The organism is Micromonospora sp. CA-111912, assembly GCF_050948415.1.
Lineage (GTDB): Bacteria > Actinomycetota > Actinomycetes > Mycobacteriales > Micromonosporaceae > Micromonospora.
Genome location: NZ_CP192007.1, coordinates 5,390,052 through 5,404,751, shown reverse-complemented (window position 1 = coordinate 5,404,751; position 14,700 = coordinate 5,390,052). Strand labels below are relative to the sequence as shown.

The following is a 14,700-nucleotide window of genomic DNA, read 5'->3' as shown; positions in this document are numbered from 1 at the left end:
CGCAGGGAGATTTCCACGTGACCACGCCAGCGCAGACCGAGTCGACCGAGTCGACCGAGGCCCCTACTTCCATCGTCCTCACCGACGTGGCGGCGCAGAAGGTCAAGGCCCTGATCGAGCAGGAGGGCCGCGACGACCTGCGGCTCCGGGTGGCGGTGCAGCCGGGCGGTTGCTCCGGCCTGCGGTACCAGCTCTTCTTCGACGAGCGCTCGCTCGACGGTGACGTCGTCACCGACTACGACGGTGTCGAGGTCGTCGTCGACCGGATGAGCGCCCCCTACCTGTCCGGTGCCACCATCGACTTCGCCGACCGGATCGACGCCCAGGGCTTCACCATCGACAACCCGAACGCGGGTAGCTCCTGCGCCTGCGGCGACTCGTTCAGCTGAGTCGACACCCTCGGCCGATACGGCACGGGGCCACCCCCGACCCGGGGGTGGCCCCGCTGTCTTTTTTGCGGCACGGCTTCACCGTCCGTAGCCGCCCATGGTGCCGTCACGGTGGGCCGACCAGTGGGGATCCGCTCCCCGGCGGACGCCGGCCGGCCGACCGGCGACGCGGGGTCAACCGGAACGTGAACGATCTCTCTCGACCCAGGGCCGCGACACCGAACGGCCCGGTAGGCTGACCCGCGCTGTGTTCCCGACCACGAGGGTTGACATGAAGATCGCCGTGACCGGCTCGATCGCGACCGACCACCTGATGAGCTTCCCCGGCCGGTTCGCCGACCAGCTCATCGCCGACCAGCTCGACAAGGTCTCGCTGTCCTTCCTCGTGGACGACCTGGTGCTGCGCCGGGGCGGGGTGGCCGCCAACATCGCCTTCGGCATGGCGCAGCTCGGCCTGAGCCCGATCCTGCTCGGCGCGGTCGGCGCCGACTTCGCCGACTACCGTTCCTGGCTGGAGCGGCACGGCGTCGACTGCGACTCGGTGCACGTCAGCGAGGTGGCACACACCGCCCGGTTCGTCTGCACCACCGACACGGACATGTGCCAGATCGCCTCCTTCTACGCGGGCGCGATGAGCGAGGCACGCAACATCGAGCTGGCCCCGGTCGCGAAGCGGCTCGACGGGCTCGACCTCGTGCTGGTCGGCGCCAACGACCCGGCGGCGATGCTGCGGCACTCCGCCGAGTGCCGCGAGCGCGGGTACGCCTTCGTCGCCGACCCGTCCCAGCAGCTTGCCCGGATGGGCGGCGACGACGTGGTGGGCCTGATCGACGGCGCCGAGTACCTGATGACCAACGAGTACGAGAAGGCGCTGCTGCAGAGCAAGGCCGGTCTCACCGACGCGCAGCTGCTGGACCGGGTGAAGGTCCGGGTGACCACGCTGGGTAGCAACGGCGCGGAGATCGCCGGCCGGGACTTCGACACCATCCATGTGCCGATCGCCCGGGAGACCAAAGCGGTCGACCCCACTGGCGTCGGGGACGGTTTCCGGGCCGGATTCTTCGCCGGGCTCTCCTGGGGCCTGAGTCTGGAGCGGTCCGCCCAGGTCGGCTCCCTGCTGGCCACCCTGGTGCTGGAGACCGTCGGCACCCAGGAGTACGAGGTGCGCCACGACCTGTTCGTCAAGCGGCTCGCCGAGTCGTACGGCGACGTCGCCGCCGCCGACGTCCGCCCGCACCTGCTCCCCTAGCTCCGGCCCGGCCGGCGCGTCGAACCGACCGGCACATGTTGTTCATCTTCGGCTGAGCGGCAGCTGTACCGGCGTGTCGTGCCGCTCAGCCGCAGACGATCAAGGGATGTCGGCAGCGGCTGCCCTCGGCCGTGCCGGGGCGTCCGTTGTCACTTGTCTTCGTCGTCGTACTCCCAGTGCGGCTCGGACGACACCTGCCAGAGACAGATCCGGTAACGCTCCACGCCCGCCAGGGCCGCACCGATGGGGCCGGTATCACCCGGACCGCCCGGCTCCACGCGTTTCTCCCGTAGCTGGCGTACCCGAGTGCGGCCGTAGCCGCAGACCCGCACTCCGTAGGTGCCGGGGCCGCCCGGAAGGTCCACGCCGCGCTGGAACTACAGCACACTGATCAACCCGCCGGGCACCTCGATCTGCCCGTCCCGCAAGAGGTCAGCCGAAGCGTCCGCGGCCGGCGCCTCGTCGAACACCTCGATCCGCACGTCGATGTCGACCAGGTCGGTGACCACGTCCACCATCACCGCGTTGGCCGCCCAGCCGACCACCCCCCGGCTCGCGGCGGAGATCGCCGTGGCGAAGTTCTCCGACTCCTCGCAGGTCGGATCGTGAAACCCGAACATGCAGTAGTTGGCACTAACTACGGTGTGCCAGACCACACCCGCACGCACACCCATGACATTCCCGTCATCTGAGCGGAGATCGGGTAGATCTTGGAAGATTCCGGCCCCTGGAAGGGCTGGTTGCTTCCAAGATCTACCAGTTCGAGGGTTGAGCCGGGGTGGGGCGGCTTCGGTAGAGGCCCTAGCGCCGCGGCGGGGCGACGGTGCCGGAGGTGGTCGCGGCGATGAACGCGGACCACTGGCCGGACGGGAAGACGAGCGTCGGGCCGGACCGGTCCTTGCTGTCGCGTACCGCCATGACGTGGGGCAGGACGGCGCACTCCACGCAGTCGCCGTTGTTGGTGCTGCGGCTGCTGGTGAACCAACGGGCGGTGGCGAAATCGGGGGTGGACATGGTGGCCTCCGAGGGCTAGGCCGCGCCGGCCAACTCCCTGATCAACGCGCGCGATTCGACGGGCGAGAGGGCGACCTGGCGCAGGTTGGCTGCCACCATGCTATAGGTGCGCACGCCGTCCGGGTCCTGCACGTACATCGCCCCGTCGAGCACCTCGGTGTAGGCGATCGGCCGGACGTGGGCGAAGTCCAGCAGGACGAACTTGCCGATCGCGCCAGCGGCGTGCGGGCCGTCCTCGGGGCGGAGCACCTGCACGGTGACGTTCGGCAGCTCGGACATGGCGGCCAGGTGCGCGAGTTGGGCCCGCCGGGTCTCGTCGCCGTTGACCCGCAGCCGGAGCGCCGCCTCGCCGACCACCGCGTGCAGAGTGAGCGGCTCGTCGTCGGCGAGCCGCCTGGCCCGGGTCTGCCGGAAGGACACGAAACGCTCGGCGTGGTCGGGGCGGACGAAGCCGGTGCCGAGGGTCAGCGCCTGGGCGTAGTCCTCGGTCTGGAGCAGGCCGGGGATGACCATGGACTCGAACACGAACGCGCTGTCGGCCAGCCCTTCCAGGCCGACGTACGTCTTGAACCAGTCCGGCATCACGGCACCCCAGGGCGCCCACCACGTCCTGGCGTCGGAGCGGGTGGCGAGCGCGGTGAGCCGGTCGATCGCGGGCTGATCGGCCCCGCAGGCCCGCAGGATGTTCGCGATGTCCTCGGGGAACTGCTGGTAGCGGCCGGTCTCCATGTGGCCGAGCTTCGGCTTGCCGATGCCGGTGCGGGCCGCGAGTTCGGTCAGCGTCATCGGCGACTCGCGGCGATATCGGCCCAGCTCGGCTCCGATCAGCCAGCGCAGCGCGGAAGGGTCTGTTCGCGGTGCCATCAGCTTCGCCTCCACGTTCGGGTACCGATGAAGACATCATGCCGTCACCACTTCCAATAAGCAATGCGACAGGCTATACGTATAGCAATCAACCTTTGGAGGTGGCCATGCTTGACCCGACGACCGAGCCGCTCGGCACGCCCGAGGAATTTCAGCTGATGCTTGTCGAGCTGGTGAACGAGTTCGCGCCCCGGCGGTTCGCGATCTGCGAGGAGTACGGCGACCGCGTCGACGGTCGAGTCTTCGCCTGGGGCATGTCGTTCGAGGACGGCGTCCTGCTCCACAGCGACGATCGGACGTCGACCGGGCACTTCGCGGACGCCGAGGGCGCACTGCGGCTCTTCAGCCGCACCGGCCGTCAACTCCGGTTGATCTGGATCGACGCCCTGCCGTGCGTCACGAGTCCATGAGGCGCGGGCCGTGGGCGGCTCAGTGGGTGCGGCGGACGTCGTAGCCGGGGCCCTCGGAGTGCGCGGCGACGAACTCCTGGCCGCGCATCCGGCACCAGGCCGGGATGTCGACGGCCGCCGCCGGGTCGTCGGCGAGGACCCGCAGCACCGCACCGACCGGCAGTTCCGGCAGCCGTCGGGCCAGCCCGATCACCGGCAGCGGGCAGCGCTGCCCCCGACAGTCCAGCACCTCGGCCGGGGCGGTCGGTGCCGCCGGCCCGGTCACCTCGTCCGGCCCGGTCACAGCCCCACCACCCCGGCCTCGGCGCGCAACTCCGCGACGATCCCCGGCAGCTCGGCGAGGAACCGCTCCACGTCGGGCTCCGTCGTCTCCCGGTGCAGCGACACCCGCACGTTGCCGTGCGAGAGCACCCCCATCGCCTCCAGCACGTGCGAGGGGCGCAGCGTCGACGAGGTGCAGGACGAGCCCGAGGAGACCGCGAACCCCCGGCGGTCCAGCGCGTGCAGCAGCGCCTCGCCGTCGACGTACAGGCAGGAGAAGGTGACCAGGTGGGGGAGCCGGTCGACCGCGTCGCCGACCACCTCCACGTCCGGCACCTCGGCCGCCACCCGCGCCCGGATCCGGTCCACCAGCGGGGCCAGCCGGGCCGCCTCGGCTGCCGCGTCGGCCGCCGCCGCGCGCAGGCTCGCCGCCGCCGCCACCACCGCGGGCAGGTTCACCACCCCGGGGGTACGCCCCGACTCCCGCTCGTCGGCCGGCCACGGCGACTCCCACCGGGTGCCCTTGCGCACCACCAGCAGCCCGACGCCGGGCGGGCCGCCCCACTTGTGCGCGCTGGCGGTCAGCAACGACCAGCCGTCCGGCACCGGGGCCCGCCCGACGAGCTGGGCCGCGTCGACGTACAGCGGCACCCCGGCGGCGGCGCACGCGGCGGCGGCCTCGGCCACCGGCTGCACGGTGCCCACCTCGTGACTGGCCCCGATCAGGGCGGCGAGGGCCACCCCCGGGGCGGCGACCGCAGCCGACCAGGTGGTCGGGTCGATCCGGCCGAGCCGGTCCACCGGCACGGAGATCGCCGTGCCGCCCGCGGCGGCGTGCCGCTCGGCGGCGTGCAGCACGGCCGAGTGCTCGATCGCCGAGTGCGCCAGCGTTCCGCCCGCCCGGCGCCGCCCGGCCAGGCCGCCGAGCACGGCCGAGTGCGCCGCGGTCGTACCGCTGGGGGTGAAGGACAGCTCGTCGGCGCGGACACCGAGGGTGGCCGCGGCGGCCTCGCGGGCGGCGTCGAGCAACTGCCGGGCGCGGCGAGCCTGCGTGTAGAGCCTGGCCGGGTCGGCCCAGCCGTCGTCGAGGGCGGCCAGCAGGGCCTGTCGGGCGACCGGATGCAGCGGCGCGGCGGTGGCCGCGTCCAGGTAGACGAGGGGTGCACTCACGGCTCCGACGCTATCGCGCCGGTATGCCCAAGATCCCCCCGATGGGGGCGGACAGTGACCCCAACACGGTCAGGCCCGTCATGGTCGAGTAATCTGCGACCGTCGGTGACGCCTTTGCCGCAGGTACGGGGACAACAACCACCGCGGCGCGCTAGGGAGGCAGGACCAGGTGGTCGCAAGGAGTTCGGAGGTACGGCCGTCCGCCGTACGGCACAGCGCTTCTCCGGGAGCCGGTGGAGGCCGGCGGCGTGGTGCTGGTCGGCTCGCCGGGCTCGGCCTCGGCGGCGCGGCGCTGCTGGTCCTGCTCACGGGCTGCGACGTCGGCAAGACGTTCGGCGGCTTCGGCTGGCCGCAGGGCGGCATCACGCCCGAGTCGCACCGGATGTACGACCTGTGGATCGCGTCCTGCATCGCGGCGCTCGCGGTCGGCGTGTTCGTCTGGGGCCTGATCTTCTGGTGCGTGGTGCGCTACCGGAAGCGGGGCAACGAGCTGCCGGTGCAGACCCGCTACAACATGCCGATGGAGTTCCTCTACACGATCGCCCCGATCCTGATCGTGTCGGTGCTCTTCTACTACACGGCGGTCGTGCAGACCGACGTGACGAAGACGACGAAGAACCCGGACATCACGGTCGAGGTCGTCGCCTTCAAGTGGAACTGGCAGTTCAACTACCGCGACGGCCAGGGCAAGGACGCGAACACCGTGGCGTCGGTGCTCGGCACCAGCGAGGTCATCCCGATCCTGGTCCTGCCGACCGAGCGGTCCATCCGGTTCGAGGAGACCAGCAAGGACGTCGTCCACTCGTTCTGGGTGCCGGAGATGCTGTTCAAGCGGGACGTCATGCCGGGCAACATCCGCAACGTCTTCGAGGTCTCCAGCCTCGACGCCGAGGGCGCGTACGTCGGTCGCTGCGCCGAGCTGTGCGGCACCTACCACGCGTTCATGAACTTCGAGCTGCGGGTCGTCTCTCCGGAGAAGTACGACCAGTTCCTGGCCGCGAAGCGGGACGGCAAGTCGACGCAGGAGGCGCTCACCGCGATCGGTGAGGACCCGTACGCCTCCACCACGCGGCCGTTCGACACGCGGCGCGGCACGGCCAACTTCAACCCGGACGACGTTGCCGCCGGCGCGGGAAGCTGAGGGAGCGGGCATGAAGACCGAGTGGCGTATCTTCCTGGTCATCGCCGGGTTCCTCTTCGGCGTGACGGTCCTCTACGGTGCCTGGACGTACGGCGACTCCGGCGGACATGTCGAGTGGATCGGCACCGTCGCGCTGCTGCTGTCGTTCCTGCTGTGCGCGATGTGTGGTGGCTTCTTCTGGTTCGTCTCCCGCCGCATCGACCTGCGGCCGGAGGACCGGCCGGACGGCGAGATCGCCGACGGCGCGGGCGAGATCGGCTTCTTCAGCCCGGGCAGCTACTGGCCGTTGGGGCTGGCGCTGTCCGCCGCGATCGCCGGTCTCGGCCTGGCGTTCTGGCAGTTCTGGCTGATCGGCCTGGGCCTGGTGTCCGTCATCTTCGCCGCCTGCGGCCTGCTCTTCGAGTACTACACCGGCACCCGGCGCACCGCCGAGCACTGACCGGCGATCCCGGCGCTTACGGAAGCCCGCTACCCCCGAGGGGGTCGCGGGCTTCCGTGCGTCTGAAGGGGGCGCGGGCGGGGGCGCGCGTAGGTCTAGGTGGCACGCCGAGGCGATGGCGGGGTGCACGGTGCCGAGGGCCGTGCCGGTCGGGCCGCGCGGTGCCGGGCCGTGCCGGTCGGGCCGCGCGGTGCCGGGCCGTGCCGGTCGGGCCGCGCGATTGCGGGGCGCGGCGGTGTCGGGGTGCGGTGCCGGGGATCGTGCCGGTCAGGCCGCGCGGTGCCGCGGCGCGCGGTGGCGGCGGCCGGCGGGCTGGTTGGCCGGGAGGGTGAACGTGCCGGTCACCACGGCCGCGCCGCAGCGGGTGCAGGCCAGATCCGGGCAGTCGGCCCCGTGGCCGTCGGCGCACGGTGGCGCCTCGAACGGCTGCACGCCCTCGCAGGTGTCGCAGTAGAGCTCGCGGTCCGACACGGGCGTCTCCTCTCGTTGCTGGACGCCGTCGTGGTCGCGCGGTGCCGTCGGGCGGCTGACCGGGGACCCACGGGGGACGTCGGCCGGCGGGGTGGCCGGCGCGGCCCGCCCGGCGGTCGGGGCCGGAACGGGCGCGGAAAATTACTCGGATGTAGTTTCCCATGGGGGTCCGACACGTCCGCCGGGTGCCTCGGCCGGTCGGGCCGCCGGTGGTCAGGCGGAGCGGGCGATCTCGATCCAGCGGTCCAGCGAGGCGGCGGCGGCGCCGGAGTCGATCGACTCGGCGGCCCGGGCCATCCCGGCGCGCAGTGCCTCGACCAGGTCGCCGTCGAGCGGGCCCTGGGTGGCCAGCGCGGCGGCGGCGTTGACGAGCACCGCGTCCCGCACCGGGCCGGTCTCGCCGGCCAGCAGCCGCCGGGCCACGCCGGCGTTGTACGTCGCGTCCCCGCCCCGCAGCTCGGCGAGGGTGGACCGGGGCACCCCGAGGTCGGTGGCGTCCACCACGGCCTCCCTGACGGTGCCTGCCTGGGCCGCCCAGACCCGGGTGGGCGCGGCGGTGGTGAACTCGTCGAGGCCGTCCTCGCCCCGCAGCACCAGCACCGAGTCGCCCCGACCGGCGAAGACGGCGGCCATCACCGGCGCCATCCGCAGGTCGAAGCAGCCGACCGCGCCGGCCCGGGGCCGGGCCGGGTTGGTCAGCGGGCCGAGGAAGTTGAAGAAGGTGGGCACGCCCAGCTCGCGCCGGGTCGGGCCGGTGTGCCGCATGCCCGGGTGGAACCGGCCGGCGAAGCAGAAGCCGATGCCGGCCTCGGCCACGCACCGGGCCACCCCCTCGGGGGACAGGTCCAGCGGCAGGCCCAGGAACTCCAGCAGGTCGGCCGTGCCGCACAGGGACGAGGCGGCCCGATTGCCGTGCTTGACCACCCGGACCCCGGTGCCGGCCACCACGAGGGCGGCCATGGTGGAGATGTTCACGGTGTGGGCGAGGTCACCGCCGGTGCCGACCACGTCGAGCGCGGACGTCCGCAGCTCCTCCGGCAGCTCGACGGGCACCGCCTCGCCGAGCATCGCCTCGACCAGCCCGGCCAGCTCGGCCGGGGTCTCGCCCTTGGCCCGCAGCGCGACGGCGAAGCCGGCGATCTGCGCCGAACCCGCCGAGCCGGCCATGATCTCGCCCATCGCCCAGGCGGTGTCCGCGGTGGAGAGTTCCTCGCCGCGTAGCAGCGCGGAGATCAGGTGCGGCCAGGTCCGTTCGCCCATGACGGGCCTCCCGATCGGGCGTGGGGTGCGGAAACGGGGTGCGACCGGTGTGGGCCGCGGGTCGGGCCGGGCGTCGCCGGGCCGCGGTGGCTCAGGCCGGGGCGTGGCTGCGCAGCAGCTCGGCCACGGTGGTGCCGGTGGTCACCGGGTCGAGCGGGTGCACCAGGGTGGCGTCGACCTGGGCGTACGCGGCCAGCCAACGGTCGGCGGCGCGGGCGATCACCAGGCAGGTCGGGGGGGCGTCGTCCCGGTCGTCCTTGATCTGCCGGGCGATGCCGAGGCCGCCGCCGGGGCTCGCCTCGCCGTCGAGCAGCATCAGGTCGATCTCGTACTCGTCGACCAGCCGGATGCACCCGGCGTAGTCGGACGCGTCGACGAACTCGATCTGCAGCCCGGGGGCGGGCCGGGTGCCGACGGCCAGCCGCATCCGGTCACGGACCTGCGGGTCGTCGCTGTAGAGCAGGACGGTGCAAAGACGATCGCTCATCGCTGGCTGGCTCCCACCTCGTAGCTGCGCGCTGATCGTACCCGCCGCCCCCGGCCCGCCGACCTCGCGCCCACGCGGCGCGGTCGGCGTACCGGAAAGGGCAGGTCAGGGTGTTGTTTCCGCCGCCTCCGCGGCGCGCTGGCGGGCCTCCTGGCGGTCCAGTTCGCGGTCGAGCCGGCGGGCCTCCCGCTCGGACTGGCGTATCCACTGCGCCACCAGCACCGCGAGCATCGTCACACTGACGAACTCGCCGCCGGCCCACAGGACCCCACCGGCGACCACCTGGTCGTCCCAGGGGTTCGACCAGGTCAGGTTTAGCGACGGGTACCAGTCGCCGCCGAAGAGCGTGGTGCTCTGCATGATCGTGAGCCCGAGCACGGTGTGGAACGGCACCGACAGCACCATGAGCAGCGCCCGGCCCGGGTACGGCCACCGGCCGGGCAGCGGGTCCAGCCCGAGCAGCGGCCAGAAGAACACGCAGCCGGTCATGATGAAGTGCGCGTGCACCACCTCGTGCGCCCAGGCGTGCTCGAGGGTGTAGCGGTACAGGTCGGTGAAGTAGAGCGCGAAGGGGTTCACCACGAAGATGGCGAACGCCACCAGCGGGAAGCTGTAGATCCGGGCGATCCGGCTGTGCACGATCGCCAGCAGCCGCTTGCGCGGCCGGACCGGCAGGGTGCGCAGGGCCAGGGTGATCGGGGCGCCGAGGGCCAGGAAGATGGGCGAGACCATCGACAGCACCATGTGTTGCACCATGTGCACCGACAGCAGCGCGGTGTCGTACGCGTGCAGGCCGCTGACCGTGACCGCGGCGATCCCGCCGAGCCCCGGGCCGAGGAAGAACACCGTGCGGGCGACCGGCCAGCGGTCCCCGCGCAGCCGGAGCCGGTGCACTCCGTAGAGGTACAGTCCGGCGGCGAGCACCAGCCCGAGGGCCAGCCAGCTGTCCAACCGGGTCTCGGTGAACACCCGGGCCACGGTGAACGGCGGCGGAATCGGGTCGCCGCCGGCCGCGACGGCCTGCGGCGCGGCGACCGCCGAGGTGGCGGCGAAGATCGAATCGACGTGCAGCACGCTTTTCAGGCTAGGCCAGGCGAACCGGACCTCCACGATCGGGCCACCTGTGCCACCGATTTGCCCCCCCGCTGATCGCCGGCCGTGGTCAGGGGCAATAATGACCGCGTGACTGCGGCCCCAGCCATTGACAAGAGCCGGATCCACTCTCTGACACGGCCCAACATGGTCAGCGTCGGGACGATCGTGTGGCTCTCCAGCGAACTCATGTTCTTCGCGGCGCTGTTCGCGATGTACTTCTCCATCCGTGCGGCAGCGCCGGAGCAGTGGGCGAAGCACACCGAGCACCTCAACATCCCGTACGCGACCACCTTCACGGTGATCCTGGTGTTGTCCTCGGTGACCTGCCAGCTCGGTGTGTTCGCCGCCGAGAAGGGTGACGTCCACGCCCTCCGGCGTTGGTTCACCATCACCTTCGTGATGGGTCTGATCTTCGTGCTCGGTCAGGTGAACGAGTACCGGACCCTGGTCCACGAGGGCGTGAAGATCAACGCGGACGGGTACGGGTCGATGTTCTATCTGACCACCGGCTTCCACGGCCTGCACGTGACCGGCGGTCTGATCGCGTTCATCATCTTCATGATCCGTACGACCATGGGCCGGTTCACCCCGGCCCAGGCCACGTCGGCGATCGTCGTGTCGTACTACTGGCACTTCGTCGATGTCGTGTGGATCGGCCTCTACGCCATGATCTACTGGCTTCAGTGATCTTGGCGCGTCACGAACCGCGCCGCTGCCCCGTCCCCTGAGACAAGGTCCCACCGGTTAAGGACACAGGTCATGACTTCTGACAACGACCGCCGACGCGGTCTGCTCGCGCGGTTGCGCGGCGAGCGGTCCGCGGGGCGCAGCAGGGGCCGCCGCCGGCTGGGCGCCGCGGTCCGGCTGATCGCCGCGCTGACGCTGGCCGGCGGCGCCTACACCGTCTTCGCCCCCGGCGTGCAGGCGCAGGAAAATCCGCCGATCACCGGCGCCGCCGCCGAGGGCAAGGCGCTGTTCGACGTGAGCTGCGTGTCCTGCCACGGTCGCAACGCGCAGGGCGTCGAGGGTCGTGGCCCGAGCCTGGTCGGGGTCGGTGCGGCCTCGGTCGAGTTCCAGGTCAGCTCCGGCCGCATGCCGATGGCCCGCCAGGAGGCGCAGGCCATGCGCAAGCCGCCGGTGTTCACCGACGAGGAGGTCCGCCAGCTCGGCCAGTTCGTCCAGGAGCTCGGCGGCGGCCCGCAGGTGCCCGAGGGTGACCTGCGCGAGGGCGCCAACCTGGCGACCGGCGGTGAGTTGTTCCGGATCAACTGCTCGCAGTGCCACGCCTTCGGCGGCGGCGGCGGTGCGCTGTCCTCCGGCAAGTACGCGCCGAGCCTGAGCCCGGCCACCGACCGGCAGATCTACGCCGCCATGCTGAGCGGCCCGCAGAACATGCCGGTCTTCGGGGACAACCAGATCACCCCGGAGCAGAAGGCGGACATCATCGCCTACATCCAGGACACCCTGAAGTCCGACCAGGATCAGGGTGGCTTCAACCTCGGTCGGTACGGGCCGTCCACCGAGGGCCTGGCGATCTTCCTGGTCGGCATCGTCGCGCTCGTCTTCGCCAGCCTGTGGATCGCGGGCAAGTCGTGACCGAGCGGATCATTCGATTCAGCGCTGTGGTGCCGCAGCCCGGCACCGCCCGTAGCGAGGTGACGGCATGAGCACCAAGACCGAGCACCAGGCCCACCAGGGCCCGGAGCCGCTCGACGTCCACGATCCGCGGCTGAGCCGGTTCGACATCGTCCGGGAGGGCGCGCGTCGGGACGACATCGAGATCGTCCACTACGAGGAGCAGGTCGTCCCCGGCAGCCGGGCGGAGCGGCGGCTGACCCGCACGGTCGCCTCGATGTTCCTGCTGACCGGCCTGGCCGCGACCGCCTTCCTGATCATCTACATCTGGTGGCCCTGGAAGTACGAGCCGGGCTCGGGCGGGGACAAGTACTACACCCCGCTGCTCGGCGTCACCCTCGGCGTGGCCCTGCTGGCCGTCGGCTTCGGCATCCTGACCTGGGGCAAGAAGTTGCTGCCCAAGGAGGTGTCGATCCAGGACCGGCACGTGGTGGACCCCGACGCGCCGGAGAGCCGGAAGATCACCGGCGAGACGATGCTCTTCCTCGCCGACGAGTTGGGTGTGAAGCGCCGCCCGCTGCTGGGCATCTCGCTGTTGGCCGGCCTGGCTCCGGTCGCCGCGGTCGCCGCGGCGCCGCTGGTCGGTGGCCTGATCTCCAACCCGCACAAGAACAACCAGATGTTCACCACCGGCTTCGCGCCGGCCGGGGGCAAGAAGATCCGGCTGGTCCGCGAGGACGGCCGGCCGATCCGCCCGGCCGACGTCAGCGTCGGTGGCCAGATCACGGTCTTCCCCGGCATCGAGCACGGGGTGAGCAACAAGCACGCCGACTCGCCGACGTTGCTGATCCACCTGCGCGAGGAGGACGCCCAGCAGTCCCGGGCGGCCAACGCGCGGACGAAGCCCAGCCACAGCGACTACATGTGGGGCAACTACACGGCGTACTCCAAGATCTGCACGCACGCGGGCTGCCCGGCGAGCCTGTACGAGCAGCAGACCAACCGCCTGCTCTGCCCGTGCCACCAGTCCCAGTTCCTGATCACCGACAACGCGCGGCCGATCTTCGGCCCGGCCAGCCGGCGGCTGCCGCAACTGCCGATCGAGGTCGACGAAGAGGGCTTCTTCGTGGCGCGGTCGGACTACACCGAGACCGTCGGGCCTGACTTCTGGGAGCGGCCGTGAAGCGTCGTAAATTGGACATGGCGTCCATGCCGGGCAAGGCTGCGGTGGGGGCCGACGAGCGGCTCCAGGTCTCCACTCCGCTGCGCAAGCTGCTGAACAAGGTCTTCCCGGACCACTGGTCGTTCCTGCTCGGCGAGATCGCGCTGTTCTCGTTCGTCGTGCTGCTGCTGACCGGTGTCTTCCTCACCTTCTTCTACGAGCCGGCGATGACCGAGGTGGTCTACAACGGCAGCTACGCCCCCCTGCGGGGCACGCCGATGTCGGCCGCGTACGCCTCCAGCCTGGACATCTCGTTCGACGTCCGCGGTGGCCTGATCATGCGGCAGATGCACCACTGGTCGGCGCTGCTGTTCATGGCCGCGATCGTCGTGCACATGCTGCGGGTCTTCTTCACCGGCGCGTTCCGCAAGCCGCGGGAGACCAACTGGATCATCGGCTCGCTGCTGTTCTGGGTCGGCTTCCTGGCCGGCTTCACCGGCTACTCGCTGCCGGACGACGGCCTGTCCGGCACCGGCCTGCGGATCGCCTCCGCGATCATGTTGTCGATCCCGGTGATCGGCTCCTGGGTCACCTCGTCGGTCTTCGGCGGGGAGTTCCCGGGCGAGATCATCATGAGCCGGTTCTTCATCGCCCACGTGCTGCTCGTCCCGGGTCTGCTGGTGGCGCTGATCAGCGCCCACCTCGGCCTGGTCTTCAAGCAGAAGCACACCCAGTGGCCCGGCCCCGGCCGGACCAACGACAACGTGGTCGGCGAGCGGATGTTCCCGCGGTACGCGCTGAAGCAGGGCGGCTTCTTCATGGTCGTCTTCGGCGTGATCGCCCTGATGGGTGGTCTGTTCCAGATCAACCCGATCTGGTACTTCGGTCCGTACGAGGCGTGGGTGGTCTCGGCCGCCAGCCAGCCCGACTGGTACGTCATGTTCCTCGACGGCTCCACCCGCCTCATGCCGGCGTGGGAGATCAACATCCCGATCGGCGACGGGTACGTCATCCCGCCGCTGTTCTGGCCCACGGTCGTGCTTCCGGGCATCCTGGTCGGCCTCTCCACGCTCTATCCGTTCGTGGAGGCCCGCCGGCTCAAGGACACCCGCATCCACAACCTGCTCCAGCGCCCCCGGGATGCCCCGGAGCGGACCGCGATCGGCGCGATGGCGGTGGCGTTCTACGTCGTGCTCACCCTCTCGGGTGCCAACGACGTGATCGCGGACAAGTTCCAGATCAGCCTGAACGCGATGACCTGGGCGGGCCGGATCGGCCTGCTGCTCCTCCCGCCGCTGGCGTACTACGTGACGTACCGGCTCTGCCTGGGCCTGCAGCAGCACGACCGGGAGGTGCTGGCCCACGGCGTGGAGACCGGCATCATCCGGCGGCTGCCGGACGGCCGGTTCGAGGAGGTCCACCAGCCGCTCACCGCGGCGGGCCACGACGGCCACGGCGAACTGGACTACGTCGGCTGGGTGGTGCCCAAGAAGATGAACCGGCTCGGTGCCCTCGGCCCGGCCATCCGGGGCTTCTTTTACCCGATCGAGAAGCTGGCCGAGGCGCCGGTCTCGCCGGGGCACCCGCCGGTCGAGCCCCGGCCGGAGCGGGAGGAGGTCGGCAGCGGCGAGAGCCGCCGCTGACCCGCCCGAGACAACGCAAGCGTGGCGCCCGCCGGATCCCTCCGGCGGGCGCCACGTCCGTTTTTCGCCC

General features: G+C 71.2%; 19 protein-coding genes. 9 read left to right on the top strand and 10 right to left on the bottom strand.

Translation table 11 applies throughout. From position 1 onward, the window contains the following. Positions 1-17 precede the first annotated feature (17 nt). Both erpA and ACQPZO_RS22295 read left to right on the top strand, forming a co-directional pair. The gene (erpA, locus tag ACQPZO_RS22300; RefSeq protein WP_161690397.1) at positions 18-389 is read left to right on the top strand and encodes an iron-sulfur cluster insertion protein ErpA; all 372 of its coding nucleotides are present in this window, start codon (positions 18-20) and stop codon (positions 387-389) included. A gap of 271 nt (positions 390-660) precedes the next feature. Beyond that, positions 661-1,638 carry a carbohydrate kinase family protein gene (locus ACQPZO_RS22295; RefSeq protein ID WP_433343669.1) on the top strand — a complete coding sequence of 326 codons (978 nt, stop codon included), beginning with the start codon at positions 661-663 and terminating at the stop codon, positions 1,636-1,638. A gap of 149 nt (positions 1,639-1,787) precedes the next feature. Here ACQPZO_RS22295 and ACQPZO_RS22290 read toward each other — a convergent pair whose 3' ends face one another. From ACQPZO_RS22290 to ACQPZO_RS22275, 4 genes are all read right to left on the bottom strand, one after another. Next, entirely contained in the window at positions 1,788-2,003 is a 216-nt protein-coding gene (locus ACQPZO_RS22290) for a hypothetical protein (RefSeq protein WP_433343667.1), read from the bottom strand. 12 nt (positions 2,004-2,015) lie between these two features. Beyond that, positions 2,016-2,312 (bottom strand): hypothetical protein, encoded by a 297-nt coding sequence (locus ACQPZO_RS22285; protein WP_433343665.1) that lies wholly within the window; start codon positions 2,310-2,312, stop codon positions 2,016-2,018. Between the two features lie 127 nt (positions 2,313-2,439). Beyond that, the gene (locus tag ACQPZO_RS22280) at positions 2,440-2,652 is read right to left on the bottom strand and encodes a DUF397 domain-containing protein (protein ID WP_433343664.1); all 213 of its coding nucleotides are present in this window, start codon (positions 2,650-2,652) and stop codon (positions 2,440-2,442) included. A gap of 15 nt (positions 2,653-2,667) precedes the next feature. Next, positions 2,668-3,516, bottom strand: coding sequence for a helix-turn-helix domain-containing protein (locus tag ACQPZO_RS22275; protein WP_433343662.1), 849 nt, complete (start codon positions 3,514-3,516; stop codon positions 2,668-2,670). Between the two features lie 107 nt (positions 3,517-3,623). Here ACQPZO_RS22275 and ACQPZO_RS22270 point away from each other — a divergent pair, with 107 nt between their 5' ends. Continuing rightward, positions 3,624-3,926 carry a hypothetical protein gene (locus tag ACQPZO_RS22270; RefSeq protein ID WP_433343661.1) on the top strand — a complete coding sequence of 101 codons (303 nt, stop codon included), beginning with the start codon at positions 3,624-3,626 and terminating at the stop codon, positions 3,924-3,926. 19 nt (positions 3,927-3,945) lie between these two features. Here ACQPZO_RS22270 and ACQPZO_RS22265 read toward each other — a convergent pair whose 3' ends face one another. Both ACQPZO_RS22265 and ACQPZO_RS22260 read right to left on the bottom strand, forming a co-directional pair. Next, positions 3,946-4,209 (bottom strand): sulfurtransferase TusA family protein, encoded by a 264-nt coding sequence (locus ACQPZO_RS22265; protein ID WP_433343659.1) that lies wholly within the window; start codon positions 4,207-4,209, stop codon positions 3,946-3,948. After that, positions 4,206-5,357 carry a cysteine desulfurase family protein gene (locus ACQPZO_RS22260; protein ID WP_433343658.1) on the bottom strand — a complete coding sequence of 384 codons (1,152 nt, stop codon included), beginning with the start codon at positions 5,355-5,357 and terminating at the stop codon, positions 4,206-4,208. The genes ACQPZO_RS22265 and ACQPZO_RS22260 overlap by 4 nt, the downstream gene beginning before the upstream one ends. Positions 5,358-5,526: 169 nt before the next feature. Here ACQPZO_RS22260 and ctaC point away from each other — a divergent pair, with 169 nt between their 5' ends. Both ctaC and ACQPZO_RS22250 read left to right on the top strand, forming a co-directional pair. Further along, positions 5,527-6,498 (top strand): aa3-type cytochrome oxidase subunit II, encoded by a 972-nt coding sequence (ctaC, locus tag ACQPZO_RS22255; protein WP_433343656.1) that lies wholly within the window; start codon positions 5,527-5,529, stop codon positions 6,496-6,498. Between the two features lie 10 nt (positions 6,499-6,508). Next, entirely contained in the window at positions 6,509-6,937 is a 429-nt protein-coding gene (locus ACQPZO_RS22250; RefSeq protein WP_433343654.1) for a cytochrome c oxidase subunit 4, read from the top strand. 267 nt (positions 6,938-7,204) lie between these two features. Here the strand turns inward: ACQPZO_RS22250 and ACQPZO_RS22245 are convergent, their stop codons facing one another. The 4 genes from ACQPZO_RS22245 to ACQPZO_RS22230 all read right to left on the bottom strand — a co-directional run bounded on the left by ACQPZO_RS22245 (position 7,205) and on the right by ACQPZO_RS22230 (position 10,229). Further along, on the bottom strand, positions 7,205-7,408 hold the full coding sequence (locus ACQPZO_RS22245; protein ID WP_433343652.1) for a hypothetical protein: 204 nt from the start codon (positions 7,406-7,408) through the stop codon (positions 7,205-7,207). Between the two features lie 213 nt (positions 7,409-7,621). Further along, positions 7,622-8,668, bottom strand: coding sequence for an anthranilate phosphoribosyltransferase (trpD, locus tag ACQPZO_RS22240; RefSeq protein ID WP_433343650.1), 1,047 nt, complete (start codon positions 8,666-8,668; stop codon positions 7,622-7,624). Positions 8,669-8,759: 91 nt separating this feature from the next. Then, a complete protein-coding gene (locus ACQPZO_RS22235; RefSeq protein ID WP_350882819.1) occupies positions 8,760-9,155 on the bottom strand; it encodes a hypothetical protein in 396 nt (131 codons plus the stop codon). Positions 9,156-9,260: 105 nt separating this feature from the next. After that, complete coding sequence (locus ACQPZO_RS22230; RefSeq protein ID WP_433343648.1) at positions 9,261-10,229, bottom strand: cytochrome c oxidase assembly protein; 969 nt, start codon at positions 10,227-10,229, stop codon at positions 9,261-9,263. 108 nt (positions 10,230-10,337) lie between these two features. On the opposite strand from ACQPZO_RS22230, the gene ctaE reads away from it, so the two are divergent. From ctaE to qcrB, 4 genes are all read left to right on the top strand, one after another. After that, positions 10,338-10,937 (top strand): aa3-type cytochrome oxidase subunit III, encoded by a 600-nt coding sequence (ctaE, locus tag ACQPZO_RS22225; RefSeq protein ID WP_387023613.1) that lies wholly within the window; start codon positions 10,338-10,340, stop codon positions 10,935-10,937. 72 nt (positions 10,938-11,009) lie between these two features. Beyond that, positions 11,010-11,846 (top strand): cytochrome bc1 complex diheme cytochrome c subunit, encoded by an 837-nt coding sequence (gene qcrC, locus ACQPZO_RS22220; RefSeq protein WP_433343646.1) that lies wholly within the window; start codon positions 11,010-11,012, stop codon positions 11,844-11,846. Positions 11,847-11,913: 67 nt separating this feature from the next. After that, positions 11,914-13,008, top strand: coding sequence for a cytochrome bc1 complex Rieske iron-sulfur subunit (gene qcrA, locus ACQPZO_RS22215; protein ID WP_433343644.1), 1,095 nt, complete (start codon positions 11,914-11,916; stop codon positions 13,006-13,008). Next, complete coding sequence (gene qcrB / locus ACQPZO_RS22210; protein ID WP_433343642.1) at positions 13,005-14,630, top strand: cytochrome bc1 complex cytochrome b subunit; 1,626 nt, start codon at positions 13,005-13,007, stop codon at positions 14,628-14,630. Before qcrA ends, qcrB begins: the two co-directional genes overlap by 4 nt. Positions 14,631-14,700 lie beyond the last annotated feature (70 nt).